Consider the following 25,915-nt stretch of genomic DNA (forward strand, 5'->3'; position numbering starts at 1 on the left):
CGCGCGCGTGCGCAATTGCCGCAGGTCGCGGCTATCCGATTGATTGATCGAGCCATGAACAGCCTTCTTGATGGTGCGCTGACGCGTGCCGGCGCGCCTGCGTCTTCGCACGACGGAATTGAACTCGAACAATTGGGGTATGAGCGAGCCTCCGCACCGCGCTCCCTGGTGCTGTCCAGTGCGAATGAAATTCGAAGCTTCGCGGCTGGCCATACCGTCCACCGCGCAGGATCTCGTGCCGGCGCGGTTTTTCAGATCGTAACCGGGCACGTGAAGCTGTTGGCGCCAGCACGCAACGGCGGGCAACAGATCGTGGCCCTGCTCGGAGCGGGCGATTGTTTCGGGCTGTCAGATGATGGCCGAAATCTCTGCAGCGCCGAAACCCTGACGCCGGTCCAGGTCAGGGTCCTCGCGCGCGGAAAAGTTGACAGCAACAGCATTCATGCGATCAACAGGCAGCTCCAGGCGCAGATGAGCGCGAGCTTCAGCCACTGCGTGGCAATCACGCAGCTTTCGGCCCGTGAGCGGCTCGCGGACTTCCTGACGAGATGGGCGAAGCGCGAAACGCCTCAGCTTCTGAACGGCGGAGCCGCAGATGCCGAGCCGATCGAGCTGCGCATTCCACTGCTTCGCTATGAAATCGCAAACTACCTGTCCGTGACCACCGAAACCTTGTCTCGATGCTTTGCCGAGTTTCGCCGACGCGGTTTCATCAGCACGCCTACGCCAAAGGCGCGGGAGATCCTCCGCATTGATGACTTCCAAGGTCTCCTGGCGGTGTGCTCGGAGGCTCGGCCGGAGCAGCGATCATGAGAGATCGAGCGGAATTGCAGATGCGGTTCTCTCGCCGGCGACGCGCCGTTGGTTGTGTCCCTGTTCGTGGCGAGTTGGGTTTTGCAGCTCGTCCTTCTTCGCTGGAGCGTCTCGAATGCCCCGTCTGATTCGCTTGCTTGCAAGGAATGCGCTGATCGGATTTGCGATCGCCGCCCTCGCTGTTGCCAGTCTCGTGGTCTTCGACGTCGCGCGTATCGGCTCACTGATCGCGCATGCCGAGCGGGGCTGGCTTGTCATCGGGCTTCTGACGTTCATGCTCGGTCTGACATTTGCCAGCGCGCAAATGGGCTTTGCAATCATGTTGTTGCCCTACGACCAGGAGGAGCCTCCTTCTGGCGCGCGGCAAATGGACTGCCGAGGGTGGAACCTGCGGCGACGACGAGCGGCAGTGAGACTCGTTGTCCGGCAACCGCGCCTGGACCGCGTTCAGCACAAACGCCATTTCTAGAAACCAGGGTGAGAGGAGCGATGTTGACGAGGTTGCGATCGGCGACGATCAGAATCCTGGCGGCAGGTCTTTATCTGTTCGCCGGGCTGTCCGTTGGCGCCGGTCATCGTCCCCTTGCCATCCCCTCCGATCCCCTTGCTGCGTATGTTTTGCCGGACGGTTCACGTCCGGTTCTCTGCCTGACCGAGAAGCGCTCGCCGCCCGGCGAGACTGACGGTTCGATCCAGGTCGAACATTGCGATGCTTGCCGCCTCGCCAGCGCCCCCGGCCTTCCGCCCATCGACGCGTCTCACGTGCGGATTGAGCGCGACAGGCTGTCTTTGGAATTTGCCGTCCCGAGCGATGCGCCGATCCCGTTCCTGCAAACGCGCAGGCACTGTATCCGAGGACCGCCTTCTCCAGATGTCGTCGTCTGACTCCTGAGCCGTCCGTTCGGAATTCCGACGACGGGACCAGACTTGCGCGATCCTGGAACCAAACATGCGATTTGCTTATCCCGCCTCGCTCTCGCGGGCGACCGCCGCCGTTGCCAAATCCCCGGCGCTGCTCCAGCTATCTAATCGTTTCCGCGGCATTTGCCCGGATGCGGCGCCACGCATCCACGCGGCGGATGATCTCGGCCGCGCTCATGGCCGTGCCGAAAAATGCGAACATCAGCGCGAAGAGTCGAAAATTGGCATCCTCGGTGACCGCAGCAATTCCAACCGCCGCGATGGCGGCAAAACCGAGCAGCAGGCCGATCCACCAACTGGTCTGGTCCGACATCAGCTCGGTCGCGGCACGGTCGTTGGTCCGCCGGTCCGTAGCCAGATGCGGAGCGACCGTCCTGTAGACCCCCACCAGGGCTGCCGCGAGCAGTGCGAGGAAAATGGTATCAGACATGGCCGGACCTCATGGGGCGTCGTTGATCTCCGGATGGATAACCACGCGGCGGTAGAGATGCCAAGTGGCATGGCCGACGACAGGAAGCGTGACGAAGAAGCCGATGAACCCGGTCATGACCGAAATGAAGGCAAGGAAGCTGATCGTCGCAGACCAGATCAGCATGGTGACGGGATTGTGGATGACGGCCCTGAGACTGGTCGTCAGCGCCGTCATGAAATCCGTATCCTTGTCGAGCAGGTAGGGCACTGCGACGACGCTGATCGCGAAAACGAGCGTCGCAAGGATCGCTCCGACCGCATTGCCTGCCAGAAGAAATGCCATGACGCGCGGCGAGTTCAGGGCCCGCGTCAGCAGCTCGCTGATCGGCATCGGAGAAAGGCCGAATGCGATGGCGTAGATCACGCCAGCCGCCTTCAACCATACCACCATCGCGAATACGAGAACGCAGCCGAACAGCAGCAGCTGTGTGCCGCCATGCCGCATGAACGAGAGCAGGATCGGCCGGAGCAGCAGCGGTTCGCCGGCTTCCAGGCGCCGGCTGATGTCGTAGAGGCCGACCGCGGTGATCGGACCGATCAGCAGGAATCCGGCGACCACCGGGAAAATGAGGTATTCCTGTCGGTCGATCAGAAGGGCCGCAACGAGCCCAAGTCCGCCGAAGACGTAGACGCTGCTGAAGAGCAGTCCATAGCTGGTGGCGCGTCGGAAATCGCTGATGCCCTGCCGCAGGCACGCGAACACGTCGGTGACCGGAATATCGCGGATGGCGGGCGGCGCGATATAGCCGGCGGGGATGAATCCAACGTCTTCGTCGTCGGAGTCGTCCATGGGGGCATCGATCAGTTTGCGCCCGGCCGACGTCATTTCGATCATGCAACGACCTCCCGGCGAAGCTCGCCTTTGCTGCTGCTGCGGTCCGCGTTTCCCGGACGCCGCGGGCGGTCTTTGCCGCCTCGCGCCGTCGAAGCGCAAAGCCTAGCCCTTTGCTGCGAAAGAGCAAGCTCGGCACGCGTACCCCGTTCCCAGACCTCCTGCTCCTTGCAAGGCTAGCCATGTCCGAATCCGTCCGTCCGCCCCTCCGTTATGACGATGATGTCGTCCGGCTGTTCACCGTCGCCACAGTGATCTGGGCGCTGGTCGGCTTCTCGGCGGGGGTGTTCATTGCAGGCGAGTTGGCCTTTCCTGCCTTGAACTTCGCCGAATGGGTCAATTTCGGCAGATTCCGTCCCGTTCACACCAGTGCCGTCATTCTGGGCTTCGGCGGAAACGCCCTGATGGGTACGTCACTCTATGTTGTGCAGCGCACCTGCCAGACCCGCCTGTTCGGCGGCCGCGGTCTGTCGGAGTTTCTGTTCTGGGGCTACCAGTTGACGCTGATCCTGGCCGCCACCGGCTATGTGCTCGGAGTGACCAAGAGCCAGGAATATGCCGAACCCGAATGGTTCGCGATCCTGTGGCTGGTGATCGTCTGGATCGTCTATTTCGTGATCTTCACCGGGACGGTGGCTCGCCGGAAGGAGCCGCATATCTACGTCGCGAACTGGTTCTATTGGGCCTTTATCCTGACCGTCGGCGTCCTGGTCGTCGTCAACAATCTCTCGGTTCCGATCTCGTTCACGTCCACGAAGAGCTATTCGCTCTGGAGCGGTGTCCAGAGCGCGATGATCCAGTGGTGGTACGGCCACAACATGGTCGGCTTCTTCCTGACCGCGGGCTTCATCGGCATCATGTACTACTTCGTGCCCAAGCAGGCGGGACGCCCGGTCTACAGCTATCGGCTGTCGATCGTTCATTTCTGGGCGCTGATCTTTCTGTACATCTGGGCGGGACCGCATCACCTGCACTTCACCGCGTTGCCGGACTGGACGCAGACGCTCGGCATGGTCTTCTCGGTGATGCTCTGGATGCCGTCCTGGGGTGGCATGATCAACGGCATCATGACGCTGTCCGGCGCATGGGGAAAGCTTCGAACCGATCCGATTCTTCGCTTCCTCGTGGTCGCCGTCGCATTCTACGGCATGGCAACGTTCGAAGGACCGCTGATGGCCATCAAGCAGGTCAACGCGCTTTCGCACTTCACCGACTGGACCATCGGGCATGTCCATTCCGGGGCGCTGGGCTGGGTGGCCTACATCGCCTTCGGCGCCACATACTACATGGTACCGCGGTTATGGCGCCGGCCGCTCTATTCCACCGGGCTGATCGAAGCCCACTTCTGGCTCGCCAGCATCGGGATCATTCTCTACATCAGCGCAATGTGGGTGTCGGGCATCACCCAGGGTCTGATGTGGCGGGCCTATGACGAGCAGGGATTCCTGCAATATTCGTTCAGCGACACCGTGGCGATGCTGCATCCCTATTACGTGACGCGATTTGTCGGGGGCCTGTTCTACCTGAGCGGCGGCATCGTGATGGCCTACAATCTGTTCCGAACGATATCCCAGCCGCTCGCAAACGTCGTGCCTGATCGGATTCGCGGCGCCGCAGCTCCGCTTCCGGCGCAATGAAGGAATCGAGATGATCAATCACGCAGTCGTCGAGAAGAGCGCGCCTCTCTTCGTTCTCTTGACATTCATCACGATCGCGATCGGCGGTCTGATTCAGATCGTCCCCTTGTTCAAGATCGAAAGCACGATCGAGCCCGTCAAGGGCGTACGACCCTACACGCCGCTCGAGCAGATCGGCCGCAACATCTACATGCGCGAGGGCTGCTACAATTGCCACAGCCAGATGGTGCGCCCGTTGCGTGATGAGGTGGATCGCTACGGGCACTACAGCCTTGCCGCTGAGAGCGTGTACGATCATCCGTTCCTGTGGGGATCGAAGCGGACGGGGCCGGATCTTGCCCGCGTCGGCGGCAAGTACTCGAACCAGTGGCATACAGCCCACCTGATCAATCCGCGCGACGTGCTGCCGTCATCGATCATGCCGCCTTATGAGTTTCTGCGCCGTCGCCCGATCCAGACGCGTGACATCAAGATGCATCTTCTCACGTTGAGCCAACTCGGGGTTCCCTACACCGCGGCGATGGTCGCCGCGGCCGAAGCGGACATCAGGGCCCAGGCCAATCCCGATGACGGCGACGTCGAGGCCCTGAAGCGGCGCTATCCGAAGGTCGCCGTCGGCCCCTTCACCGCACAAACTGAACGTATCACGGAGATGGATGCGCTGATCGCCTATCTCCAGGTCCTCGGGACGATGGTCGACTTTGCGCCCTATGACAGCGGGACGACGGAGCGGGCACGATGAATGAAGTTCTCCTCGGCTACGCAGAAGGAGGCTTCCTCCTGCTCGCAATCGTCGTGATCTGCTGGATCGCACTCCGCGTGTTCGATCCGCGCGAGCGCAAGGCCATGGAGGCGCATGCTCGCATTCCATTCAGCCAGGAGGATGACAATGGCCGCGCCTGAACGGGATCCGCTGACCGGACAATATACGACCGGGCATGTCTGGAATGGCATCAAGGAGCTGAGAACACCGGTGCCGGCGTGGTGGCTGATGGCGTGGTTCGTCTGCATCGCCTTTGCGCTGGGTTATATCGTGTTCTACCCGTCGTTTCCATCGCTGAGTGGCTTTGCACCCGGAAGTCTGCGCTGGTCCGCTCGCAGCGATCTGGCGGAGGACATCGCGACCGCCAAGCAGAAACAGGCGAGCTATCTCTCCCGCATTTCGAGTCTGCCCGTCGAGGCGATCCTCAAAGATCCGGATCTGTCGCGCTTTGCGTTCAACGGAGGTCATGCCGCCTTCGTCGTCAATTGCATCGCCTGCCATGGCGCGAGCGCAGGCGGCCAGATCGGACAGTTTCCGTCCCTCATCGACGACGACTGGATCTGGGGCGGGTCGATCGAGGAAATCTACCGCACCATCCGCTATGGCATTCGTAACGCCTCGGACGAAGCCAGATCGAGCATGATGCCCACATTCGGAGGCATGCTGTCGCCCCAGCAGATCGAGCAGGTCGCCGAATACGTCCAAGTGCTCAACCCGAATGCGAAGGGCCATGACGGCAGGGGATCCCTGCCGGGGGCCGCGATCTTCGAGCAGAATTGCGTCGGATGCCATGGGGCACAGGGGCAGGGCGGACGCGAAATGGGAGCGCCTCGGCTCAATGACGCGATCTGGCTCTACGGCGGGGCCAAATCCCAGATCATGGCACAAGTGACGCATCCGCGGCACGGCGTCATGCCCGCGTTCGGTCTGCGCCTCTCGGACGAGACGGTGAAGATGCTTGCTGTCTACGTCCATTCTCTCGGCGGCGGCGAGCGTTCCGGAGCGGCGCAATGACCGCGACGACCGCCGCCTCAGGTCGAGCGTCTCGCATCCCGCGCAAGCTCGCGCGCGGAATCCGTCCGAGGCGGGTCAAAGGGCGCTGGCGTACGGTCAAGACCGTCGTTCTCTCTGCTGTCGCCGGGACACTCTATCTGCTGCCGTGGCTGCGATGGTCACGCGAGGCCGGGCGGCCGCAACAGGCCGTTCTCTTCGACTTTGCGTCGGCCCATGCCTATGTGTTCGGCTTTGAATTCGGCCCTCAGGATCTGTTCCTGCTATTGGCGCTGCTCATCGCCGCGGCGTTCGCACTGTTCCTGACCAATACCCTGGTTGGTCGCGTCTGGTGCGGATTTTCCTGCCCGCAGACGCTCTGGACCGATCTGTTCGTGATGATCGAGCGATGGCTGGAGGGCGACCGCCAGGACCGCATCCGACGCCACGCCAATCCCCAGAATGGCCGCGACTGGCTTCGAACGCCGGCAAAGCACGGGCTCTGGCTCGCGATCTCCGCCGCGACGGGGTTGACCGTCGTTTCCTATTTCGTCGATGCAAGGGTGCTCTGGCCGGAGTTCCTGACAGGCTCGGCTTCCGCTGCTGCGGCGACGTTCGTCCTGGTCTTCACCGCCGCGACCTACCTCCTTGCGGGCTTCGCGCGCGAGGTGGTGTGCACGCACATGTGTCCATGGCCTCGATTCCAGGCCGCCATGCTCGATCGCGACACGCTCATCGTCAGCTATCTGTCGGAACGGGGCGAGCCTCGCGGGCCGCTCAAGCGCGCAAGGCCGCGGTCGGACGGTCAGGGCGGCGATTGCGTCGATTGCGGTCTGTGCGTCGCGGTGTGTCCGACGGGCATCGATATCCGTGACGGCATGCAGTTGGCCTGCATCGGTTGCGGCCTCTGTGCCGACGCGTGCAATGGGGTGATGAAGAAGCTGGACCGTCCGCTCGGCCTCATTTCTTTTGTCAGTGAACGCGAGATGGCATCCCCGGATGCCGGATCGACGGCCGGTATTCGCCGCTTTCGAATCAGGCCGGTTGCCTTCGCGGCTCTTCTCACCATCACCTCGGGCCTGATCGTGTGGTCGCTGCTCGAGCGAACGACGATCGACGTCGCGATCACTCACGACCGCGCGCCACCCTTTGTCACTTTGTCCGACGGCTCGATCCGCAACATCTTCACACTTCGTGTCGCCGATCGCCGGGCGGAGCGGTCCCGGCTCCGCGTTACCGTCGATGATCTGGCCGGAGCGGTCGTCCAGGTCAGCCGAAGCGCCGAGCAAGGCGCGCACGCGGACGAGCTTGGATTTGCGGGAACGCCGTCTGGCGAAGCCACATTCCGTTTGGTGGTCTCCGTCCCCTCGATCGCGGCGCCCGCCGGCCGCCGCGATCTGACTTTCCATGTCGTGGACACCGGCAGCGGTGCGGTGGTTGCGACCGTGGTGAGCTACTTCTGGGGTCCCGAGGGCGGGACGCGCGCACCATGAACCGCATCGTCCGCAATCTGATCGCGAATGACCGGTGGATTCCGGCCCTGATCGTCGTCGTTTTTCTTGGACTGGCGGGACTCGAAGCGCGTTTCATCTTCCTGGCCGTCTCCACCTTTCCGGGAGTCGTCACCGAACAGCCCTATGAGCACGGCCTGCACTACAATGACGTTCTCGTGGCGGAAGCAGCTCAGAAGGCGCGCGGCTGGACCGTCCGCACCTCCTACGCAGGATCGGCAGGCGCCGAGAACATCCTGCTCGTCTCGGTTCGCGACAAGGCGGGCGCGCCCGTCACGGCAGCTCTCGTTCAGGTCGTCGCCACGCAGGTGACGCGGCACACCCAGGCGATCGTGACGGACCTCAAGGAGACGTCGCCGGGGAACTACGATGCGCAGCTCCGGCTCCCGCTCGGCGGTCGCTGGATGCTTCGGGTCGTCGTACGCAAAGGAGATGCCATCGACCGTCACGTCCAGGATATCATGATTGGCGGGCGTACTCAGTCATGACCACTGTTTCGCTGCTCGACGTTGGACAGCAGGGCCGCGCGGCGGCGATGCCTGGACCGGGAACGAAGGCAGGCTATGTCGCATGTCGCGGCAACGGCGGCTGCGGCCTCAGTCTGCTGGTCGCGGAGGTTCACTGCGGCGCCTGCATTCGACGGATCGAAAGCCGTCTGTCCCGAGAGCCGGCGGTCGAGCTGGTGCGCCTCAACCTATCGACGCGACGTCTGGATGTCAGGTGGCACGGCACGGCGGATTTCGCCGACGAGATCATCGCGATGCTCGCCGGCCTTGGCTACGAGGCGTCTCCGTATGTGGCTGAAGCGCTCGTCGAGCGCGATCGGGCGACCGAGTCGACGCTGCTCAAGGCGCTGGCGGTCGCCTTCTTCGCCGCCTCGAACGTCATGATGCTGTCGTGGGCCGTCTGGGTGGGGCATGACGGGGGCATGGGACAAGGGACGCGGGCCTTCTTCCACTGGATGTCCGCGCTCATTGCTGTTCCTTCGATCGTTTATGCAGGGACGCCCTTCTTTGCATCGGCATGGTCTGCCGTCCGGCGCGCCCGGACCAACATGGATGTTCCGATATCGCTCGGCGTGATCCTGACCGCAGCCATGAGCCTGGCCGAGACCGTCCGCGGCGGCCCGCATGTCTATTTCGATGGCGCGTTGTCGCTGCTGTTCGTTCTGCTGCTCGGGCGCTATCTGGACCAGCAGGTGCGCGCCAAGGCGCGGTCGGCGGTTCAGAATCTGGCAATCCTCGCCGCACGGCCCGTGAGCGTCATCGGTGACGATGGTCGTTCGCGCGCCACGCCGGCGGACCTGGTCAAATCCGGCGAGCTGGTGTTGGCGGCAGCCGGCGAAAGAATCGGCGTCGATGGTGTGGTCATCGCTGGACACTCCTCGGTCGATACATCCCTGATCAACGGCGAGTCGGCACCGAAGCCGGTCACGAAGGGTGATCAGGTCTTTGCAGGTACGTTGAATCTTCTTTCGCCGCTGAGCATCTTGGCCCAGGCGGCCGGGGCGTCGACCGTCCTGTCGGACATCATCCGCCTCGTGGAAGCCGCCGAACAGAAGAGAGGCCGCTTCGTTGCGCTCGCCGATCGCACCGTGCGCTGGTATACGCCTGTCGTGCACGTGCTGGCCGCCTCCACGTTCGTGGGCTGGCTGCTGCTCATGGAAGCCGGCTGGCAGGTTGCGCTCGTCAATGCTGTCAGTGTGCTCATCATCGCGTGCCCCTGCGCCCTTGGACTGGCCGTTCCGGTGACCCAGGTCGTCGCGGCGAGCCGGCTGATGCGAGCCGGACTGCTATTGAAATCCGAAACGGCGCTGGAGCGGCTGGCCAGCATCGATACCATCCTGTTCGACAAGACGGGTACGCTGACACTCGCGCAGCCGGTGCTGAGCGAGCATCCCGACGACGCCGAGATCTTGCGCCTGGCGTCGGGGCTTGCAGCCGCCAGCCGCCATCCGCTTGCCGTGGCGATCCGCAACGCCATTCCGGACGCGCCCATGCTGGATTACGTCCAGGAGGTGCCAGGCTTCGGACTGAGCTGGAACGGGCCGCACGGCGAGGTTCGCCTCGGATCGGCAGCCTGGTGCCAGATCGAACCGTCTCTCGATTCCCACGCAGAGGCCTGGCTGGTGAGCCCCGGCAGCCCGCCCAGGCGATTTTCGTTCGCAACCGAGCTGCGGCCCGGTGCGGTCGAGACGGTCGCTGCGCTTCGCCGGAGCGGCTACAGGCTCGCGATCATCTCCGGAGATAGATCCGAAACCGTCGGAGACATTGCTGCTGCGGTCGGTATTGCCGACTGGCACGCAGGAGTGTCTCCGCGCGAGAAGATCGCGCGGGTGGAGCGTCTGTTGCAGGCAGGTCGCCGTGTCCTGATGGTCGGGGATGGCATCAACGACGCGCCGGCCCTTGCTGCCGCAACCGCATCGCTGGCGCCCGCGGAAGCGGCCGACGTCGCAGGCCGCGCCGCGGATTGCGTGTGGTTGGGCCGGAGCCTCGCTTCGGTGCCGATGTTGCTGCGGACCGCGCGGCAGGCGCGTGCCATCGTGATCCAGAATATCGGCTTCTCGTTCGTCTACAATGCGGCATGGATCCCGGTCGCGATGGCTGGAATCGTCACGCCCTGGATCGCCGCGCTCGCGATGTCAGCGAGCTCGCTGGCGGTGACCTTCAATGCTCTGCGTCTCAACCTCTCCATGCGGGGAGAGGCCTGATGGATGTTCTGCTGGTGCTCGTCCCGATCGCACTTGCGTTGGGGACTTTGGGCCTGTTCGCCTTCTTCTGGGCGATCAAGGGGGGCCAGTACGAGGATCTTCAGGGCGCAGCCGAACGCATCCTCTACGACGAGGACCCACCGAACCAGAAGGAGATCTGAAATGAATACCCGACAACAGACCCGGTCACGAGATTCAGAAAACTCCGTCCTGATCCTGCTCAACGGACTCGGTGCCGGCATTCTCGGCTACGCCGTGTGGGGCGTGACAGGCGGTGTCCTTGGAGCGCTCGCGTGCATGGTGGTCGCCGCGTCCATGCCGACGGCGGCCCGGTTGAGGTCGCTGGTCATGCCGAAGCGCCGTCAAATGGTGCAAGCCGCGGTCGCAACAGAAGCGGGCAGGGCGATTGCGAGCGTGCTTGCCTTCCCATTCGTCATGCTGGCAGCGATCGTTGTCATGGCATTCACGATGTTGGCCGCGGTCCTGCTGATGGGCGTCAAGCAGGTGAAACAGGCCGTAGGACCCCTGCTGCCGAGCAGGAGTGCCTCGCCCAGCTCCGGCGGTCAGGCGTCATCGACCTTCTTCAGTTCGCTCGGCGCGCCGGAAAGCCTGACGATGCTGATCGCAAATCTGCTTCTGCTTCTGATCATTGGCTGTGCGCTGTTCGGGATGGATGTCGCATTCTACGCGGCACTGGTGGCCACCCCGGTCTGGCTGCTCGGGTTGATGCTGATCGCGATCAACGGATCGAAGCCCGATGATGCCGCTTCTCCGATTGGCGGAGCCTCTCAGCCGTCGGACGCTGCCCCTCTGCACCAGCACGCAAAGCTGCAATGATCTCGGAATTCTCATTTCTCGGCGGCATTCTTCTGGGTCTTGCGTCGAGCCTGCATTGCATGGGCATGTGCGGACCGATCGCCACGTCGCTGCTGTTCGTTCAGGCGCCAAACGGCTCGGTGCGCCGGCGCGCCGGGATCCTGCTCATCGCGCAGTCGGGTCGCATCTTCGGCTATTGTGCCGCTGGTTTCGTTCTGGGGGCGTTCGGGTCCGAATTTTATGGATTGTTCGACCGCGAAGCGGGGTATCGCATCCTGCAATGGAGCGCTGCAGCCAGTCTTGGCTGGATCGGTCTATCGGTTGCCGGCCTGCTGCCGCCTCTGTCGGTGTTCGATCGTCTGCTGAGGCCCGTCTCCCGCGCGATGCTTGCACTGGAGGTGTCGCCGTCTGCGTCGACCACAGGCACCGCCCTGTTCTCCGGCCTCATCTGGGGTTTTCTCCCGTGCGGCATGGTCTATGCGTCGTTGCTGACTGCCATGCTGACGGGATCTGGCGCAGGCGGAGCCTTGCTGATGGCGGGTTTTGGACTGGGGACGCTTCCCTCGGTCACGGCCACGGCGCTCGGCTTGAGCGCGATGCCCAGCCTGCTTCCTGCCCGCAGCGCCCGCGTTCTGATCGGACTTGGCATCGCCTCCACGGGAACGCTCGGCCTGCTGCTCTCCGCACCGGGCGGTCCCCTATGCGTGACACGGTAGACCCGCGAGGCCAAACGTTGTCGCGGGATCGACGTCGATCTCGATCGCGGAGGTTCGGACTTGCCACACCGAGTCCGCACAGCACGAGGAGCGAGTACGATGCCGAGATCCGCCATCATGGCTTGGAAGGCGGCGCCTCACTTGTGCGGAGTCTCAAGGCGTCTGTGTCGGCGAGCCCGTGGAGTACTGGATGAGCGTTCGATCTCCTGATTGAGCTTCTCAGGAGTTGTCGCTCTCGTAGTCGATGCCCCGTGTCGCTTGGCTTGATCTCGATCAATCGATGCTGCCGATCGTGTCGGTATCGTAGCTGCCTGAAACTCCCGGAGCGCGCGGATTGAAGCGCCCATACGATACGTTCATCGATCGGACGCGTGACGCCGGACGCCGGCAGCTCGTTGCCGTCGTCTGCTTGACGGCGGTCGCGTTCAATATCCTGTTCGGCATCGCGCTCTCGTTCCAGCCCTCTCGCACCGATCTTGCCGCGCGGGCTCTGCTGAACGGCTGGAACGTCATCTGCTCCGCCGGCGGCTTGATCATCACCGATGCCGACGGCCATCGTGTTCCGGACGAGCAGACGGGTGATTCGGGGCACGACGGACCGCTCTGTCTGTTCTGTCTTCCGCTCAGCAATGGACATGCCGGACTTTCGTCCGAAACCGCAATCCCTGCACCGATAGGCCACACCAGGCTGGTGTGCGGCCCCTATGCCGCTGTCCTGGTGGTTGTGACGACGACAGGCTCCGCGGCGTGGCCTCGCGCCCCACCCGCTGCTCGGATCGCATAGGCTCGTCAGGGCAGTAGGCGCTCCCGGGACAACCAATCGTTCCGTCACGCTCTGTCCATCCAGTCTTCCAGCGCATCAGCAAAGAACAAGTATGTCATTGCTCCGCCGTCCGGCTTCAGCCGACGAGCGGCCGCCCAAGGTCGCGGATCCGCGGCGACAGGCACCGTTGTGTCCGTCGGCGGTCGATACCCGATCGTGGCCGCTGCTCGTCTCCTTACGTGCATTCGTCGACGCTGGCCTGCGTCCCAAAACGCCGCTGCAACGAACGATCGCTGCCGCGCTCTGCATCAAGCTGCTCGTCGTGCTCTCGATGCGCATGTTCGTCGCCTTGGACGACTCGCGCGTCGTGGCTTCCGATCACGCCGTCGCCCGCGTGATCGGCGTCGAGCAACGTTAGCCCTCATTCTCAGCAGGATCACATGTTTGACCTCGACCCAACTGGCCTCGCCCGACTGCAGTTCGGGCTCACGGCTCTCTACCACTTCCTCTTTGTTCCCCTCACGCTCGGACTATCCTTCATCCTCGTCATCATGGAGACGAGCTATGTCATGACAGGCCGGGAGATCTGGCGCGACATGACGAAGTTCTGGGGCAAGCTCTTCGGCATCAATTTCGCGATGGGCGTTGCGACCGGAATCACGATGGAGTTCCAGTTCGGGACGAACTGGGCCTACTACTCCCACTACGTCGGCGACATCTTCGGCGCGCCGCTGGCGATCGAAGGGCTGATGGCCTTCTTCCTCGAATCGACATTCGTCGGCCTGTTCTTCTTTGGCTGGGATCGGCTCTCCAAGCTTGGTCATCTCGTCGTGACCTGGCTCGTCGCGATCGGATCGAACCTGTCCGCCTTGTGGATCCTCATCGCCAACGGGTGGATGCAGAATCCGGTGGGAGCAGTCTTCAATCCAGATACGATGCGGATGGAGCTGACGTCGTTCTATGAACTGATGTTCAACCCGGTGGCCCAGTCTAAATTCGTCCACACCGTCAGCGCCGGCTACGTCTGCGGCTCGATCTTCGTGCTGGCGATCTCGTCCTGGTATCTGCTGCGCGGGCGGCATCTCGCCTTCGCGCGGCGCTCCTTCGTGGTGGCGTCATCGTTCGGGCTCGCATCGGCACTTTCGGTGGTCGTGCTCGGTGACGAGAGCGGTTACACGGTGAGCGAGAACCAGCGCATGAAGCTCGCCGCGTTGGAGGCCATGTGGCATACCGAGCCGGCCCCCGCCGGATTCACGGCATTCGCGATCCCGGACCAGGACAGGCACGAGAACCGCTACGAAGTCCGTGTTCCGTGGGCGCTCGGCCTGATCGCGACCCGCTCGCTCGATCAGAAGCTGCTCGGCATCAGCGACCTCGTGCGTGAGAACGAGGCGAGGATTCGCAACGGTCTGGTGGCCTATGGGGCTCTCGATACTCTGCGGGCCAACCGCACCGACCAGGCCGCGCGCAAGGCGCTCGACGACCATGCCAAGGATCTCGGCTATGCGCTCCTCCTCAAGCGCTATGTGAGCGATCCGCGCACGGCCGACGACGCTACGATCGCAAAGGCTGCGTGGAGCACCGTGCCGCGGGTCACGCCGCTGTTCTGGTCGTTCCGCGCGATGGTTGCGCTGGGATTCTACTTCATCGCGCTGCTCGGGGTTGCGTTCTGGTCGGCCAGCCGGCGCGTCTTCGACCGGCGCTGGCTGTTGCGGGCGGCCGTGTGGTCATGGCCACTGCCGTGGATCGCAGCGGAGCTCGGCTGGATCGTCGCGGAATATGGCCGGCAGCCTTGGGCAATCGACGGTGTTCTACCGACGGCGCTGGCTTCATCGACCCTGTCGGTCCCTCAGGTTCTCTTCACCTTGACCGGCTTCGTCCTGTTCTACTCCACGCTGCTCGTGATCGATGTCGCCTTGATGCTGAAATACATCGGCATGGGACCGGTCAAGGCGCTCGCGCCTCACGCGGTCACTCCCAGCTCCGGCCATCGCGCCGCAGCCATTGCCGCCCCCGCCGAATGAGGTCCCACAATGCAAATTCTCCTCGACTATGAAATTCTTCGTCTGATCTGGTGGGTCCTGCTCGGCGTGTTGCTGATCGGCTTTGCCGTCATGGACGGCTTCGATCTCGGTACCGCGTCGGTGCTGCCCTTCGTGGCACGAACCGATACCGAACGTCGCGTTGCGATCAACGCGATCGGGCCGGTCTGGGATGGCAACCAGGTCTGGCTGATCCTCGGCGGCGGCGCGATCTTCGCGGCGTGGCCGATGGTCTATGCCGCGGCGTTCTCCGGCTTCTACATCGCCATGTTCCTCGTGCTCGCGACCTTGATCTTGCGGCCGGTCGGATTCGAGTTCCGCAACAAGATGCCAGGATCGCGCTGGCGCTCGGCGTGGGATTACGCGTTGTTTGCCGGCGGCGTCGTTCCAAGCCTCGTCTTTGGCGTTGCTATCGGAAACCTGCTCCAAGGCGTTCCATTCCGGATCGACCAGGACCTGCGGATCTTTTACGACGGCTCCGGACTGTTCGAGTTGCTCAATCCGTTCGGCCTGCTCTGCGGATTGGTGTCGCTGAGCATGCTGGCCTCGCATGGCGCTGCGTATCTGGCGTTGAAGACCACCGGGAACGTTGCCGATCGATGCAGGACAGTTGCGTCCATGCTTCCATTCGTGACGATCGTGTTGTTCGCGCTGGCCGGTGTCTGGATTGCGCTTGGGATTTCCGGCTACAGTCTCGCCGGAGACGTCGATGTGGCTGGTCCGTCGAATCCACTCCTCAAGACCGTCCTGCGTCAGCCCGGGCAATGGCTCGCCAACTATGCAAGTCATCCCTGGTTGATGGCCGCGCCCGCGCTCGGGTTTCTCGGTGCGCTGGGATTGATCGCGGCGAGCCGCGTCGCGCGTCCGCTTGCCGCTTTCCTGGCAAGCGCTGTTTCCATCTTCGGAATCATCGCGACCGCCGGGGTCAGCATGTTTCCATTCCTGATGCCGTCCTCGCTCGATCCGAAAGCGAGCCTCACCGTCTGGGATGCCTCGTCGAGCCGGCTCACGCTCTTCGTAATGCTGATCGCGACGCTCATATTCCTGCCGGTCGTGCTCACTTACACTGCACTCGTCTACCGCGTGCTGCGGGGCTACGTGACCACTGCGCAAGTCGAGGCCGACGGCCACAAGCTGTATTGAAAGCAAATGAAAGGAGACTCACGATGTGGTACTTCACGTGGATTCTCGGCGTCGGTCTCGCCGTCGGCTTCGGCGTCTTGAACGCGATCTGGCACGAGATGCACCTGCCGGACGAGGCGTTGTCGGATTGACCAAGACCTGCCTCGAGCCATTTCGGCTCGGGGCAGGAGACTTTCGGCTTTGGTCTGGTGACCTGCGCGCCGGCCGCGACAGCAGCCGCCGGCCAGCGCGATAGGGGCCTATGGAGCGTCAGGCCGGTAGATGTGGCATGGCGCCGACGGGCGAAGGCCGTTCTGCGACGCCGTCGTCGGCCACGAGGTCCGCTGGACAATGTGTCGGATCGTCGTGAGGCTGTGTGGGATCGAAGCCATGCATCCAGAGCGCCCATTGCAGCGCAATGATCGCGCCTTTCGTGGGCTGCAGCAGGACCGCGGTCAGCAGGCAGGTCACGATGATCGCCGCTGTCATCGTCGCCCAGAGCGGTGGTGCCAGCTCTTGCTCCATGGCCAGCGCGAGGAACACAGCGATGTGGCCGACGATCAGTATCACGAAATAGGCTGGGGCATCGTCCGGGCGTGCATGATGCAGGTCCTCGCCACAAGAGGCGCAGGATGGCGCTATCGCGAGAAAGCCGTTGAACAGCCGTCCGCATCCGCAGCACGGACAGCGGCAGCACAGCCCGTGGAGCAATGCCGAGAGCACCGGTCGTGGCGGATTGAAGGAATTGCCGGGATAGAGAGGTCGCTGTCGTTCCGGCAGATGCGCATGCTTCACCGGCGTCATGTCCGACGCTCCGACATGCCGATCGCCGGCAGCCGGCGTGTGGTCACTGGAATGAAGTATCCCGCTTGCTGCATGGCGCCGAGGAAGGCAGCCTGCAGTGTCGGTCGCTCGGCCGGAGACAGGTCGCGCGCGATCTCGAAGCGCCTGCCGCGGTGGTGGAGGGCAATACCGAGCTGACCGAAATCGGGATCGATGGTTGCTTCCAACTTCAGACCGAGCGCGGGGATCTCGGTGCGCCTGGACCTGCCGGTGTGAGCCGTCCGTTCGATCACCAGCGCGCCACCGTGCAGATAGATCTGCTCGTAACGGCGCAGCGACGAGCGGTGATACGTCATCGCTATGACGAGCGCCGTCATGGCTGCGCCGGTGCACAGGCTGATCGGCCACAAGCCGATCACGGCGGCCCCGATCGACAGCATTGCCAGTGGGGTGCTGAAGGCGAGGCCCATGAACAGGGCGGCCTGACCGCCGATCGCCACATGCGGCGAGATCACGAAGTTGAACGGGCTGGACTTGCTATCGGGGCCTGCAGCGGTCGCTGCGGCTTCGGTCTCTGCGGCGATGGACCTGAGACCGGAGAGATTTGGCGCGTCCGTGGTGTTGGAAAGCGGGATCGAAAAGGAAGTCTGGATGTCTGACATGGTGGCTCTCGCGGCGCCACGGCGAATGCGCACGTGGTCTGCCGATGATCGGAACATGGGAGGTCGCGAACCGGCCGCTGTGGCACGGCGGAGTTGCACGGCCATCGATGCATGGCGCCCGACATCGATCGTCGGCGTTCACGCAGGCCGGCAGGCTCGGACTTCGAGATGGCTAGCGCTGGTCAGGTGGGATGAGGCGGAGCGCGCGGCTGGCCGGGATGAACGATCGCTGCGAGCTCCGTTACGGGGGAGCCGCCATCCGGTCTCAACTGGATGCCGATGCGAACTGGAAGGAACGCCGTGCTGCAGACGCCGCCGGCTGCGAGCGATGGGCTCAAGCAGAGAATGCAACAGGCTGCACCATGATCTGCGCCCGGCTTGGCCGGCTGGCCATGGGGTTCAGCGCCATTGCCATCGGCGGTCGATGAGCAGATCGCGCCCGCCATCCACGTCTGCTCCGGCTCGAGGCCGGCCACGGCGCCAAGGCTGGCTGCCAGCGCCTGCCAGAGCAGGGCATAGGCGACGAGCCAGGCGAGGATCGTCGTGCCGCGCCGACACACAGGCGGACACCGGCCCTTGGCGCGACCGCTCATGCCTCGCGTCGAAAACCGCCGCTCAGACATCGCGAGACGTCCGCTGCGCCGCGTTGCTGCAGGTCGTCGAGGGTGATTGGAGCATCGGCTGCAAGTTGCTGGCGTAGATTGGTCGGCACGGGCGTCGCACGCTGGTGGATGCCAGCGCACGCCGAGAGTGCCCTCGGCCCGCAATTGTCGAATTGATCTTGCTCAAACGACAGCTCCTGACGGCTCTTCTCGACAACATCGGTCGCGCGTGCGCGACACTCGGCTCGTGTCGCAGGTGCAAAGATCCGGCTGGATTGAATTTGAAAGCTGTTTTTCAGTATGAGGATTGTCAGGCATTGTCTTACTAGCGGATCGCGCGTAAACTTTGCCCTCATTGAAGTTTGTGCGTTCGATGTCCCGGGACGTTTTCGAGCCTCGTCCGGAAACGCATCGCGTAAGCGATGGCTCATCGTGAGTGCAGTCGCCCCTGTATCTCACGCCAGAGCACGCAAGCTGATCGTTCAGTGCGCCGTACGTACACTATGGCGCTGCGCCGTTTCCGGAGGTGGCTCGACGGATCGAGAGGATCGTCGTCGGAGCGCCGTTGGTGAGCCTCGAAGGGCAGGGTTGCCAAGCTTGACCGTGCGCCTACACGATTGGATGGCGCGCCGCCCTCGCGACCGCGAGTGAGCCGATGCAGATCACGAGCAGGAAGATCAAGGCCGTGCGGGACCAGATCCGCCAACGTGTCTCTTCTGCCGTCAATTCCGCCCAGCGCCATTTCGGCAGGAGGTCCAAGTCATCCGTCGTTGTCGCACGGTCTTCGAGAATCTTTTGCGAAAAGAACGCGCGCCAAACGTTGTGAAATGCTTCGGTCTGCGCCTTGAAGGCGACGAAGCGGCGCGAATCGTTCCCGGCCACCGAATTCAGGGCCTCGTTCACGATGATCGCCGGCGATAAGAAGCCGACGATGTCGACGAGGCGCTGCTGCTCCAGAAGCTGGTGATCGAAGCGTTTGAGCAGCGGTTCGATCTGCTCGTCGACGCGCTGTTTGGCGAGGAAGAAGGCCCGCATGCGCGAGGGCACCTCGATACGACCGTCCTTGACGGCAAGGGCTTCCGGATCGGATGCGTAGCGATAGTCCGCGCTGTAGAGATTCTCGTACTCGCGGAGTGCGTCGGCGGTGACGACTCGCGTCCGGCTGGCCAGCTCTGTCCGGGATGGCGCGGGGCTGACGGCGTTGACGGCGAGGTTCATCGCGACCGGCAGGATGAGGACGAGCACGGTCCAGAGCGCGACCATGATCAAGGCGTTCTGTGACGAGGGGCGTCCGAGTACGTTGACCAATGCGGAGACTGCGAACCAGAATAGAGTGTAGCCGGCAACCAGCACCGCCCAGGACAGCATCAGCAGGATCGGACCGAGCGCGCGGGTTTCCGGACGGCTCGCGAGCAGGATGATCAAGGGCAGGGGAATGACGACGCTCAGCACCGCGATCAGACGCACCGTGACCTTCGCGGTCAGCAAGGTCGCCAGGGACAGCGGTTGCGAGCACAGCATTCTCAGGGTGCCCTGCTCGCGCTCTGCGGACAGCAGATTGTAGGCCAGGCCGATGACCAGGAGAGGCAGCACGAACACGATGACGAAGGCGGAATCGAAATGTCCGCTGAGGAGATTCCAGGGGTTCTCGATCTCGGAATCGTACATGAACTGCACTTTGCTCAGATACGATATGCGGTAGTAGTTCGGCATCATGTCGGACTGGCCGACGGCCAGCGCCGCGAGCGCGCCATTGGGCAGCACCGTATGCCTTCCGGCCAGCGTGCCGGCGAGAGCGGCGGGATTGGCCGGATTCGAGAAGGGCACCAGGGTCTCCCTGCCGGTCAGCACGGCCCTGAGGGTGTCCTGGTTCTTCTGCTGGGCCTCGCGTTCGTGCTCCGTCACCTCGGCGATCATCCGTTCGCGGAGCGAGGCCTGCGCCATGCCCACCAAGAGGCCACAACCGACCATCAGTGCCAACACGGCGCATACGAGAGGCAATGTCCGGTCGCGAAGCAGAACGCGCGTCTCGTGCCGGACGATGAGCCAGAAGTTCGCAGACCAGCGAGCGTGTCGGGAGTGCATTGCCGATGTCCAATCTAGCGCATCAAGGGCCGCGACACGGCTCGGTAGGCGAGCCCGGTTGCCAGACCGAAAAGAACCGCCAGCAGTAACAGGCTTTGCCAATGATGCGTCAGCGCGAACGACACCGGCGGAAGCGCATAGTGAAACTGCGGCACGCTGGCCCACAGCTCCGGGCCGGCCTTATAGGTGAAATGGGCATTGCCCAGGGGGTCGGCGTGCTTGATCAGGTCGTCGCTGACGATGTCCTGGATCGTGCGGCGCTGAGCTTCGGCAGCCGAGGAAAAGTCGCGATGCTGAGCGAAATCGGTCCCGGCGAGCCCCATCGAGAAGCTGCGCAGCGCTGTGATGGGAGCCACGAACCCGGCCCAGCGCTGCAACCGCTCCTGGCGCTCGAACGTGTCCCACAATCTGCCGAATGTCTGATCGAGAACGCCATAGCCGGCATGGTCGTCGACCTTCAGCGCGGCCCCCCATTTGCTCAATGGAAGCGCGGCGTCCCATTGGGTGCGGACGCCGAAATTCGCGGCCCAGGCTTGATCGGCCGCCTCTCCGATGTCGTGCGAGAGGTGCTGGTCGAAGTCGAGGCGCGATGGAGTCGGATAGATCAGGCTCGCTGCCTCGGAGGCCGCCCGCGGTGCGATCAATGCCGTCGCGACCCAGAACGAGAGCAAAATGACGAGCGCAGCGCGTGACGACCGCACGAAGGCAGAAACGGCAAGCGTCAGGAAGACATAAAACCCAAGATACAGACCATAACCCAGGACGAGAAAGCCGATCCGGCTGAGCACGTCGAGGCGCGCTGCGGCTTCGACGCGCACGAGCAGAATGGCGGAGAAGATCAATCCAACCGGGACGATGAGAAGGGCGGTACAGCCGCCGAGGGCCGCAGCCTTGCCGAGCAGGAGACTTCGGGGAGAGACGCCAATGCTCAGCAATTGCCGCAGTGTTCCGCGTTCATATTCGCCGCTGATGGCGTTGAACCCGATCGCGATGATCAGCAGCGGCATCAGGACCTGAAGCACCCAGGCCGGCGACAATTCGCCGAACCGCTGCAGTCCGGTGGCATCCTGCGCCGGCCGAAATTTCAGCTCGCTCTGCCGGTGCGCCTGCAGCCACACGGTGGACCCGACATACGGCTCGATGCCGGGATCCAGGATCGACAGGGGCGGCTCCGGCTTGAAGACGTGCATGCCCTGCTCGGCCGCATCGTGCGGATGGCGTTTGCCCTGCTGCAGCCAGGCCTCATAGTCCAGCGCCTGGCCTGCGCTTCGCTCGCTGTTGACCTGGGCATGGCGTTGCCAGCCGGCCGCGAGCGCGACTGCGAGGAGCAGGCAGATGAGACCGCCCGCCCACAGCAGTCTGCCGTCGCGGATGATTTCGCGCGTGTCCTTGGCGGCAATGAACGCAAACACGTCAGTTCTTCATGTGCTTGAGATAGAGCGCTTCGAGATCGGCATGGCTGACATCCTCGCTCTTGAGCTCCTCCACGAGGCGCCCGCGCCTCATGATGCCGATCCGTGTCCCCGTCTGCTTGGCATGGAAGAGGTCGTGAGTCGTGGTCAGCACTGCGACGCCCGACCTGCTGGCGTTGATCAGCAGCTCGGAGAATTCGTTGGCCGCCGAGGGATCAAGACCGGATGTCGGCTCATCGAGCAGCAGCGCCCTGGCCTGCTTGGCAAGGGCGATCGCGATGCCGACCTTCTGGCGCATGCCTTTCGAATAGGTCGAGACGCGGTCATCGGCAGCCTGGACAGGCAGGCCGGCCGCTTGCAGCAAGTCGAGCAGCCGCTGGCGTGGCAGGCGTTCGCCCGTTGCCAGCGACGAGAAGAAGGAGAGGTTCTCGACGCCGGTCAGCGTCGCATAGAGCGTCACCTGCTCCGGAATGTAGGCGAGAAGACGCTTGGATTCGAGCGGTGATTGCGTCACGTCAAGGTCGCTGATCTTCAGTTGTCCCGACGTCGGCTGCATGAAATTCAGGAAGAGATTGATCAGCGTCGTCTTGCCGGCACCGTTCGCCCCGAGCAGACAATAGATGTCGCCCGGCGAAACGCTGAGCGAAACCTCATCCAAGGCAGTCTTGTCGCCAAACTGCTTGGTCACGGCGATTGCGTCGAGCATCGGTGCTCTTTCATTGAAACGTCACGATCAGCTGCGTGGCTTCCGATCGTGCCGAATGAGTTACATTCGGCACACGAGATGGTGGGCCCAAGTAACAGTATGATCTTTCGTTCTTGACATCATACTCGACGAGACTGATTAATCAAGAAGCCGTGAGGGCTCGGGTGGACGACAGCAACGGGGCGGCCGTTCACCAGCATTGCTGGGGGTGGTTGTGCGTTATTTTCTGTGCTCGGTTTCGGCGATCAGCGTGTCGATCGCAATCGGCTCATGCGTCGTCTCGGTCGATGCGGCCGCGCAGACGTCGACAGCGGCCAGAGAGCCGGCGCTGCTTCCGCAGGTCGATGTCTCCGCGCCAAAGCCGCGGCGAACGACGACGTCGCCGCGTCCGTCTGATACGCAGAGGCGTCAATCCGCAGTTCGGTCCAACATACAACGCGTGGCGCCTGTTGGTTCTGTTGCGGCTCGACAGGGCCAGGGTGACCAGCGCGGAAGCGCGACGCCGTTGAATACGAACGGTGTTGCTGCGAGCGCCAGCCGCCTCGGGCTGACGCCGCGCGAGACGCCGGCGAGCGTCGAAGTCGTCGGTGCCGACACGATTCGAGAGCAGGGCTATCATACGACGGTCGACACGGTGAAGGGCGCGACCGGCGTGACAGCGGGCGATGCGCCGAATGACGTCGCCTATGCCATGCGCGGCTTCCAGGGCAATCAGATCAACGTCACCTACAACGGCATCAATATCGGCCCGACCGGCTTCACGGCGCTGACGATGGAGACGTTCAATCTCGACAGGGTCGAGTTCCTGAAGGGGCCGTCCTCCATCGTGTCCGGCCAGGGCGCCGTCGGCGGCGCGATCAACTTCGTGACCAAAGCGCCGCACACCGGCCCGATCACCCAGGAGGCTTTCGTCGGCTTCGACTCCCGCGGCAGCATCCGCACCGGCTACGGGGCGGGCGGCAGCACCAGGATCGAGGGGCTCGATTATCGCTTCGACATCAGCAAGTCGAAGGAGGTCGGCTTCATCGACGGCACCGACACCAAGAACCTCCACGTGTCCGGACAGTTGAACTATCGGCTGACGGATACGTTCAAGGTGTTCGCGGCTGCCGAATTCAAGGATTATCAGGCGAAACTCTACGAAGGCACGCCATTGGTGCCCTCGTCCTACAGTGGTGCTTTCGCAACCTCGGGGATCGTGTCCGGTAACAAGATATCGGACTATAACCTTACCCCGCTCAACAACGTGACGATCGACAGTCGGACTCTGTCGACCAACTACAACGTGCTCGATGGTCACAAGACCATCAAGGAGTCGTGGGTGCGTGGCGGGTTTGAATGGGCCGCGACCAACAACGTGACCGTCCGAAGCCAATTCTATAACTACAACGCCAGCCGCGACTGGTACAACAACGAGGTCATTGCGTTCAACTCGACCAGCAACTCGGTTGACCGCGAGCGTTTCTATGTCCACCACAACCAGAACATGGTCGGCAACAATACCGACGTGACCTGGAATTCGAACATTCTTGGCCTCGACAATCGGCTGGTAACGGGATTTGAGGTCTACCATCTCGATTTTGCCCGGCCCGGTGCAGCCATTTACCCGTACGACCAGGTCTCCCTGGTCGATCCAGTACGAGGTTACTACGGAGAGCTGCAAACGCAGCGACAGACCGCCGCGATCGACAGTTTCGCGATCAATCTGGAAGACCGGCTGAAGATCACCAACAACTTCGCGCTGATCGGCGGCCTGCGCTACAATCCCTTTACGCTGGACAGAACTTCGGTGAACTCCGCGGGAGCCACAAAGGCGGGCTTTCCCTACTCGGCGAGCTGGGACCCCGTGACCGGGCGGATCGGTTATACCTGGGAAGCCGTTCCGGGGCTGACCTTCTATAGCCAATACGCTACCGCCAGCGATCTCTCGGTCGGCAGCCTGTTCCTGCTCAGCCCGACGCAGAAGCTCACCTTGACGTCCGCCCGGAGTTACGAGACCGGTGTCAAGAACCTGCTGTGGGACGGTCGGGCCGAGTGGACGCTGTCGCTGTTCGACATCGAGCGGAGCAATGTCTACTCCGCGCAGGCCGGTCAGAGGCTCAATCTCGCAGGCAAGGTGAAATCGCAGGGCATCGAGTTGTCAGGAGCCGTGCGCCCGACGCGGGAGACCAAGGTCTGGGCCAATGTTGCCTATGTCAACGCGCGTTACGCTGATTATGATTTCACCGGCGGGACCTATTCGGGCAACACGCCGCCGAACATTCCGTCGCTGGTCGTCAATGGCGGCGCATCCTATCGCTTTCTCAATCCGGGTTGGTTCCCGGTCGAGCTTGGCTTCTCCGTGCGGCACGTCGGTGATCGCTTCACGACGGATGCCAACACAGTCACGATGCGGGCCTACACCACCGCGGATTTGTTCGCATTCGTCGACATTCCGAAGTCACCGGTGTTGCCCACCGTCGATAATACCCGCGTCACCTTCCGCGTTCGCAACGTGACCGACAAGAAGTATGCGGTCTGGAGCGATCCGAACTATCCCGATCAGATCTTCCTCGGAGCACCGCGGACCTACGAGATCGAGACGTCGTTCAAGTTCTAGTGCTGCAGCTTCGAGTGAACGGTTTCCTTTGCCGACGACGGCCCGCGGTGGCATGCCCCTGGTTCGACGCGCATCACAACGCGGCTCCTCGACTTGCCAAGGTTCGATGGACCCTCGCGGGCGTTAGTCGGGTCGGATATCCGGACTCGATCGAGCAGAGAGGATGCTGACAGGGACGCAGATCAGGAGCGGCACCATGCGGCCAATGTCGATGGCGGGATGATGGCGCTGACGACCCCGACTGTGATGATGGCCAAGCCAACCGCGTTGCGCAGCCATGTTGAAGTAGCTCTGCGGCGCAGGATCGGAAGGCCGAGGCCGGCCGCCAGCAGCGCGGGGAGGGTGCCGACGCCGAAGCCGCCCATGGCCAGCGCGCCACCGAGCCATGAGCCGGACAGCATGGCATAGAAGAGCGCTGCATAGACCATGGCGCATGGCAGAAAGCCCCAGGCCACGCCGCTCATCAGGAGCCCCATCTTGGGAGGAAGGCTCGCTGTGCGAGCGATGCGGGTCATCTTGGAGCTCACATAGGATGCCAGGCGATGGAGGCCCGTCGGCCACGGCACGAGATCGAGCATCGAAAGTCCGATCCAGGCGAGCGCCGCTGCCGCGGCCCAGCGCAGGATGAAATGCTCCAATGTGTGGTCGAACGCGCCAATCACGCTCGACCCGGCTGCGCCGACGGTGGCGCCCGCCAGGACATAGGCCGCAATTCGACCCCCATTGATCAGAACCGCCGCGGACCAAGGATCGTCTTGCGGCCAGGACCGACCCGACTGAGCTGCAAAATGCAAACTCGATGCGATCCCCGAGCACATGCCAAAGCAATGCAGGCTCGAGGAGAAGCCAAGCAGCAACCCGGCGATGAAGAGAGGCTGATCGAAGTCGAACATTGTGGAGGCATTTGACGCGATGCTGCTTCGGAAGTCGTTGCGCTGCGTCAAAGCCGTCTTGTTGAC

General features: G+C 63.1%; 29 protein-coding genes. 19 read left to right on the plus strand and 10 right to left on the minus strand.

What is annotated here, in order from left to right:
- Positions 1-54: 54 nt before the first annotated feature.
- From LQG66_RS26020 to LQG66_RS26030, 3 genes are all read left to right on the plus strand, one after another.
- Positions 55-813 carry a Crp/Fnr family transcriptional regulator gene (locus LQG66_RS26020; RefSeq protein ID WP_231318494.1) on the plus strand — a complete coding sequence of 253 codons (759 nt, stop codon included), beginning with the start codon at positions 55-57 and terminating at the stop codon, positions 811-813.
- A 115-nt stretch (positions 814-928) separates the two neighbouring features.
- A complete protein-coding gene (locus LQG66_RS26025) occupies positions 929-1,282 on the plus strand; it encodes a hypothetical protein (RefSeq protein ID WP_231318495.1) in 354 nt (117 codons plus the stop codon).
- A gap of 20 nt (positions 1,283-1,302) precedes the next feature.
- Complete coding sequence (locus tag LQG66_RS26030) at positions 1,303-1,698, plus strand: hypothetical protein (protein ID WP_231318496.1); 396 nt, start codon at positions 1,303-1,305, stop codon at positions 1,696-1,698.
- A 136-nt stretch (positions 1,699-1,834) separates the two neighbouring features.
- On the opposite strand, the gene LQG66_RS26035 is transcribed toward LQG66_RS26030, so the two are convergent.
- Positions 1,835-2,164, minus strand: coding sequence for a hypothetical protein (locus LQG66_RS26035; protein WP_231318497.1), 330 nt, complete (start codon positions 2,162-2,164; stop codon positions 1,835-1,837).
- Between the two features lie 9 nt (positions 2,165-2,173).
- Positions 2,174-3,040 (minus strand): DUF2189 domain-containing protein, encoded by an 867-nt coding sequence (locus LQG66_RS26040; protein WP_231318498.1) that lies wholly within the window; start codon positions 3,038-3,040, stop codon positions 2,174-2,176.
- 179 nt (positions 3,041-3,219) lie between these two features.
- Between LQG66_RS26040 and ccoN the strand changes: the two genes are divergently transcribed.
- From ccoN to cydX, 15 genes are all read left to right on the plus strand, one after another.
- On the plus strand, positions 3,220-4,674 hold the full coding sequence (ccoN, locus tag LQG66_RS26045) for a cytochrome-c oxidase, cbb3-type subunit I (protein ID WP_231318499.1): 1,455 nt from the start codon (positions 3,220-3,222) through the stop codon (positions 4,672-4,674).
- A 10-nt stretch (positions 4,675-4,684) separates the two neighbouring features.
- Positions 4,685-5,416: a cytochrome-c oxidase, cbb3-type subunit II gene (ccoO, locus tag LQG66_RS26050; RefSeq protein ID WP_231318500.1), complete on the plus strand. Its 732-nt coding sequence runs from the start codon at positions 4,685-4,687 to the stop codon at positions 5,414-5,416.
- Positions 5,413-5,577 carry a hypothetical protein gene (locus LQG66_RS26055; protein ID WP_231318501.1) on the plus strand — a complete coding sequence of 55 codons (165 nt, stop codon included), beginning with the start codon at positions 5,413-5,415 and terminating at the stop codon, positions 5,575-5,577. The genes ccoO and LQG66_RS26055 overlap by 4 nt, the downstream gene beginning before the upstream one ends.
- The gene (gene ccoP / locus LQG66_RS26060; protein WP_231318502.1) at positions 5,564-6,451 is read left to right on the plus strand and encodes a cytochrome-c oxidase, cbb3-type subunit III; all 888 of its coding nucleotides are present in this window, start codon (positions 5,564-5,566) and stop codon (positions 6,449-6,451) included. The genes LQG66_RS26055 and ccoP overlap by 14 nt, the downstream gene beginning before the upstream one ends.
- Positions 6,448-7,920 carry a cytochrome c oxidase accessory protein CcoG gene (gene ccoG / locus LQG66_RS26065; RefSeq protein WP_231318503.1) on the plus strand — a complete coding sequence of 491 codons (1,473 nt, stop codon included), beginning with the start codon at positions 6,448-6,450 and terminating at the stop codon, positions 7,918-7,920. The genes ccoP and ccoG overlap by 4 nt, the downstream gene beginning before the upstream one ends.
- Positions 7,917-8,426 carry a FixH family protein gene (locus LQG66_RS26070; protein WP_231318504.1) on the plus strand — a complete coding sequence of 170 codons (510 nt, stop codon included), beginning with the start codon at positions 7,917-7,919 and terminating at the stop codon, positions 8,424-8,426. The genes ccoG and LQG66_RS26070 overlap by 4 nt, the downstream gene beginning before the upstream one ends.
- Positions 8,423-10,648, plus strand: a complete 2,226-nt coding sequence (locus LQG66_RS26075) for a heavy metal translocating P-type ATPase (protein ID WP_231318505.1) — start codon at positions 8,423-8,425, stop codon at positions 10,646-10,648. Before LQG66_RS26070 ends, LQG66_RS26075 begins: the two co-directional genes overlap by 4 nt.
- Complete coding sequence (gene ccoS, locus LQG66_RS26080; RefSeq protein ID WP_231318506.1) at positions 10,648-10,809, plus strand: cbb3-type cytochrome oxidase assembly protein CcoS; 162 nt, start codon at positions 10,648-10,650, stop codon at positions 10,807-10,809. The genes LQG66_RS26075 and ccoS overlap by 1 nt, the downstream gene beginning before the upstream one ends.
- A 1-nt stretch (position 10,810) precedes the next feature.
- Positions 10,811-11,485, plus strand: a complete 675-nt coding sequence (locus LQG66_RS26085; protein WP_231318507.1) for a hypothetical protein — start codon at positions 10,811-10,813, stop codon at positions 11,483-11,485.
- Positions 11,482-12,180, plus strand: a complete 699-nt coding sequence (locus tag LQG66_RS26090; protein WP_231318508.1) for a sulfite exporter TauE/SafE family protein — start codon at positions 11,482-11,484, stop codon at positions 12,178-12,180. Before LQG66_RS26085 ends, LQG66_RS26090 begins: the two co-directional genes overlap by 4 nt.
- Positions 12,181-12,514: 334 nt before the next feature.
- Positions 12,515-12,964: a DUF2946 family protein gene (locus LQG66_RS26095; protein ID WP_231318509.1), complete on the plus strand. Its 450-nt coding sequence runs from the start codon at positions 12,515-12,517 to the stop codon at positions 12,962-12,964.
- 91 nt (positions 12,965-13,055) lie between these two features.
- Positions 13,056-13,361 (plus strand): hypothetical protein, encoded by a 306-nt coding sequence (locus tag LQG66_RS26100; protein WP_231318510.1) that lies wholly within the window; start codon positions 13,056-13,058, stop codon positions 13,359-13,361.
- Positions 13,362-13,383: 22 nt separating this feature from the next.
- Complete coding sequence (locus LQG66_RS26105; protein ID WP_231318511.1) at positions 13,384-14,967, plus strand: cytochrome ubiquinol oxidase subunit I; 1,584 nt, start codon at positions 13,384-13,386, stop codon at positions 14,965-14,967.
- Between the two features lie 9 nt (positions 14,968-14,976).
- A complete protein-coding gene (gene cydB, locus LQG66_RS26110; RefSeq protein ID WP_231318512.1) occupies positions 14,977-16,128 on the plus strand; it encodes a cytochrome d ubiquinol oxidase subunit II in 1,152 nt (383 codons plus the stop codon).
- A 23-nt stretch (positions 16,129-16,151) separates the two neighbouring features.
- Positions 16,152-16,259: a cytochrome bd-I oxidase subunit CydX gene (gene cydX, locus LQG66_RS26115; protein WP_231318513.1), complete on the plus strand. Its 108-nt coding sequence runs from the start codon at positions 16,152-16,154 to the stop codon at positions 16,257-16,259.
- Between the two features lie 118 nt (positions 16,260-16,377).
- Here cydX and LQG66_RS26120 read toward each other — a convergent pair whose 3' ends face one another.
- The 7 genes from LQG66_RS26120 to LQG66_RS26150 form a co-directional block, all read right to left on the minus strand.
- A complete protein-coding gene (locus tag LQG66_RS26120; protein ID WP_231318514.1) occupies positions 16,378-16,911 on the minus strand; it encodes a DUF983 domain-containing protein in 534 nt (177 codons plus the stop codon).
- Positions 16,908-17,552, minus strand: a complete 645-nt coding sequence (locus LQG66_RS26125) for a DUF2244 domain-containing protein (protein ID WP_231318515.1) — start codon at positions 17,550-17,552, stop codon at positions 16,908-16,910. The genes LQG66_RS26120 and LQG66_RS26125 overlap by 4 nt, the downstream gene beginning before the upstream one ends.
- Before the next feature lie 182 nt (positions 17,553-17,734).
- A complete protein-coding gene (locus LQG66_RS26130; RefSeq protein ID WP_231318516.1) occupies positions 17,735-18,145 on the minus strand; it encodes a DUF2946 family protein in 411 nt (136 codons plus the stop codon).
- Positions 18,142-18,585, minus strand: coding sequence for a hypothetical protein (locus tag LQG66_RS26135; protein WP_231318517.1), 444 nt, complete (start codon positions 18,583-18,585; stop codon positions 18,142-18,144). The genes LQG66_RS26130 and LQG66_RS26135 overlap by 4 nt, the downstream gene beginning before the upstream one ends.
- Before the next feature lie 178 nt (positions 18,586-18,763).
- Positions 18,764-20,239: a DUF3526 domain-containing protein gene (locus LQG66_RS26140; RefSeq protein WP_231318518.1), complete on the minus strand. Its 1,476-nt coding sequence runs from the start codon at positions 20,237-20,239 to the stop codon at positions 18,764-18,766.
- A 14-nt stretch (positions 20,240-20,253) separates the two neighbouring features.
- A complete protein-coding gene (locus LQG66_RS26145) occupies positions 20,254-21,651 on the minus strand; it encodes an ABC transporter permease subunit (protein ID WP_231318519.1) in 1,398 nt (465 codons plus the stop codon).
- Between the two features lies 1 nt (position 21,652).
- Positions 21,653-22,357: an ABC transporter ATP-binding protein gene (locus LQG66_RS26150; protein WP_231318520.1), complete on the minus strand. Its 705-nt coding sequence runs from the start codon at positions 22,355-22,357 to the stop codon at positions 21,653-21,655.
- 208 nt (positions 22,358-22,565) lie between these two features.
- Between LQG66_RS26150 and LQG66_RS26155 the strand changes: the two genes are divergently transcribed.
- Positions 22,566-24,956 (plus strand): TonB-dependent receptor, encoded by a 2,391-nt coding sequence (locus LQG66_RS26155; protein ID WP_425601248.1) that lies wholly within the window; start codon positions 22,566-22,568, stop codon positions 24,954-24,956.
- 182 nt (positions 24,957-25,138) lie between these two features.
- On the opposite strand, the gene LQG66_RS26160 is transcribed toward LQG66_RS26155, so the two are convergent.
- Complete coding sequence (locus tag LQG66_RS26160) at positions 25,139-25,900, minus strand: sulfite exporter TauE/SafE family protein (RefSeq protein ID WP_231318522.1); 762 nt, start codon at positions 25,898-25,900, stop codon at positions 25,139-25,141.
- Positions 25,901-25,915 lie beyond the last annotated feature (15 nt).

Origin of the sequence: Bradyrhizobium ontarionense, assembly GCF_021088345.1 — a bacterium.
Lineage (GTDB): Bacteria > Pseudomonadota > Alphaproteobacteria > Rhizobiales > Xanthobacteraceae > Bradyrhizobium > Bradyrhizobium ontarionense.

Bases quoted from the DNA above. Each gene is read 5' to 3' on its own strand.
- ccoG (WP_231318503.1), top strand. From the start codon at position 6,448: ATGACCGCGACGACCGCCGCCTCAGGTCGAGCGTCTCGCATCCCGCGC.
- LQG66_RS26090 (WP_231318508.1), top strand. From the start codon at position 11,482: ATGATCTCGGAATTCTCATTTCTCGGCGGCATTCTTCTGGGTCTTGCG.
- LQG66_RS26085 (WP_231318507.1), top strand. From the start codon at position 10,811: ATGAATACCCGACAACAGACCCGGTCACGAGATTCAGAAAACTCCGTC.
- LQG66_RS26070 (WP_231318504.1), top strand. From the start codon at position 7,917: ATGAACCGCATCGTCCGCAATCTGATCGCGAATGACCGGTGGATTCCG.
- LQG66_RS26020 (WP_231318494.1), top strand. From the start codon at position 55: ATGAACAGCCTTCTTGATGGTGCGCTGACGCGTGCCGGCGCGCCTGCG.
- ccoN (WP_231318499.1), top strand. From the start codon at position 3,220: ATGTCCGAATCCGTCCGTCCGCCCCTCCGTTATGACGATGATGTCGTC.
- ccoS (WP_231318506.1), top strand. From the start codon at position 10,648: ATGGATGTTCTGCTGGTGCTCGTCCCGATCGCACTTGCGTTGGGGACT.
- LQG66_RS26130 (WP_231318516.1), bottom strand. From the start codon at position 18,145: ATGAGCGGTCGCGCCAAGGGCCGGTGTCCGCCTGTGTGTCGGCGCGGC.
- LQG66_RS26150 (WP_231318520.1), bottom strand. From the start codon at position 22,357: ATGCTCGACGCAATCGCCGTGACCAAGCAGTTTGGCGACAAGACTGCC.
- cydX (WP_231318513.1), top strand. From the start codon at position 16,152: ATGTGGTACTTCACGTGGATTCTCGGCGTCGGTCTCGCCGTCGGCTTC.
- LQG66_RS26140 (WP_231318518.1), bottom strand. From the start codon at position 20,239: ATGCACTCCCGACACGCTCGCTGGTCTGCGAACTTCTGGCTCATCGTC.
- ccoO (WP_231318500.1), top strand. From the start codon at position 4,685: ATGATCAATCACGCAGTCGTCGAGAAGAGCGCGCCTCTCTTCGTTCTC.
- LQG66_RS26040 (WP_231318498.1), bottom strand. From the start codon at position 3,040: ATGATCGAAATGACGTCGGCCGGGCGCAAACTGATCGATGCCCCCATG.
- ccoP (WP_231318502.1), top strand. From the start codon at position 5,564: ATGGCCGCGCCTGAACGGGATCCGCTGACCGGACAATATACGACCGGG.
- LQG66_RS26030 (WP_231318496.1), top strand. From the start codon at position 1,303: ATGTTGACGAGGTTGCGATCGGCGACGATCAGAATCCTGGCGGCAGGT.
- LQG66_RS26135 (WP_231318517.1), bottom strand. From the start codon at position 18,585: ATGAGCCATCGCTTACGCGATGCGTTTCCGGACGAGGCTCGAAAACGT.
- LQG66_RS26055 (WP_231318501.1), top strand. From the start codon at position 5,413: ATGAATGAAGTTCTCCTCGGCTACGCAGAAGGAGGCTTCCTCCTGCTC.
- LQG66_RS26075 (WP_231318505.1), top strand. From the start codon at position 8,423: ATGACCACTGTTTCGCTGCTCGACGTTGGACAGCAGGGCCGCGCGGCG.
- LQG66_RS26100 (WP_231318510.1), top strand. From the start codon at position 13,056: ATGTCATTGCTCCGCCGTCCGGCTTCAGCCGACGAGCGGCCGCCCAAG.
- LQG66_RS26035 (WP_231318497.1), bottom strand. From the start codon at position 2,164: ATGTCTGATACCATTTTCCTCGCACTGCTCGCGGCAGCCCTGGTGGGG.
- cydB (WP_231318512.1), top strand. From the start codon at position 14,977: ATGCAAATTCTCCTCGACTATGAAATTCTTCGTCTGATCTGGTGGGTC.
- LQG66_RS26105 (WP_231318511.1), top strand. From the start codon at position 13,384: ATGTTTGACCTCGACCCAACTGGCCTCGCCCGACTGCAGTTCGGGCTC.
- LQG66_RS26025 (WP_231318495.1), top strand. From the start codon at position 929: ATGCCCCGTCTGATTCGCTTGCTTGCAAGGAATGCGCTGATCGGATTT.
- LQG66_RS26125 (WP_231318515.1), bottom strand. From the start codon at position 17,552: ATGTCAGACATCCAGACTTCCTTTTCGATCCCGCTTTCCAACACCACG.
- LQG66_RS26120 (WP_231318514.1), bottom strand. From the start codon at position 16,911: ATGACGCCGGTGAAGCATGCGCATCTGCCGGAACGACAGCGACCTCTC.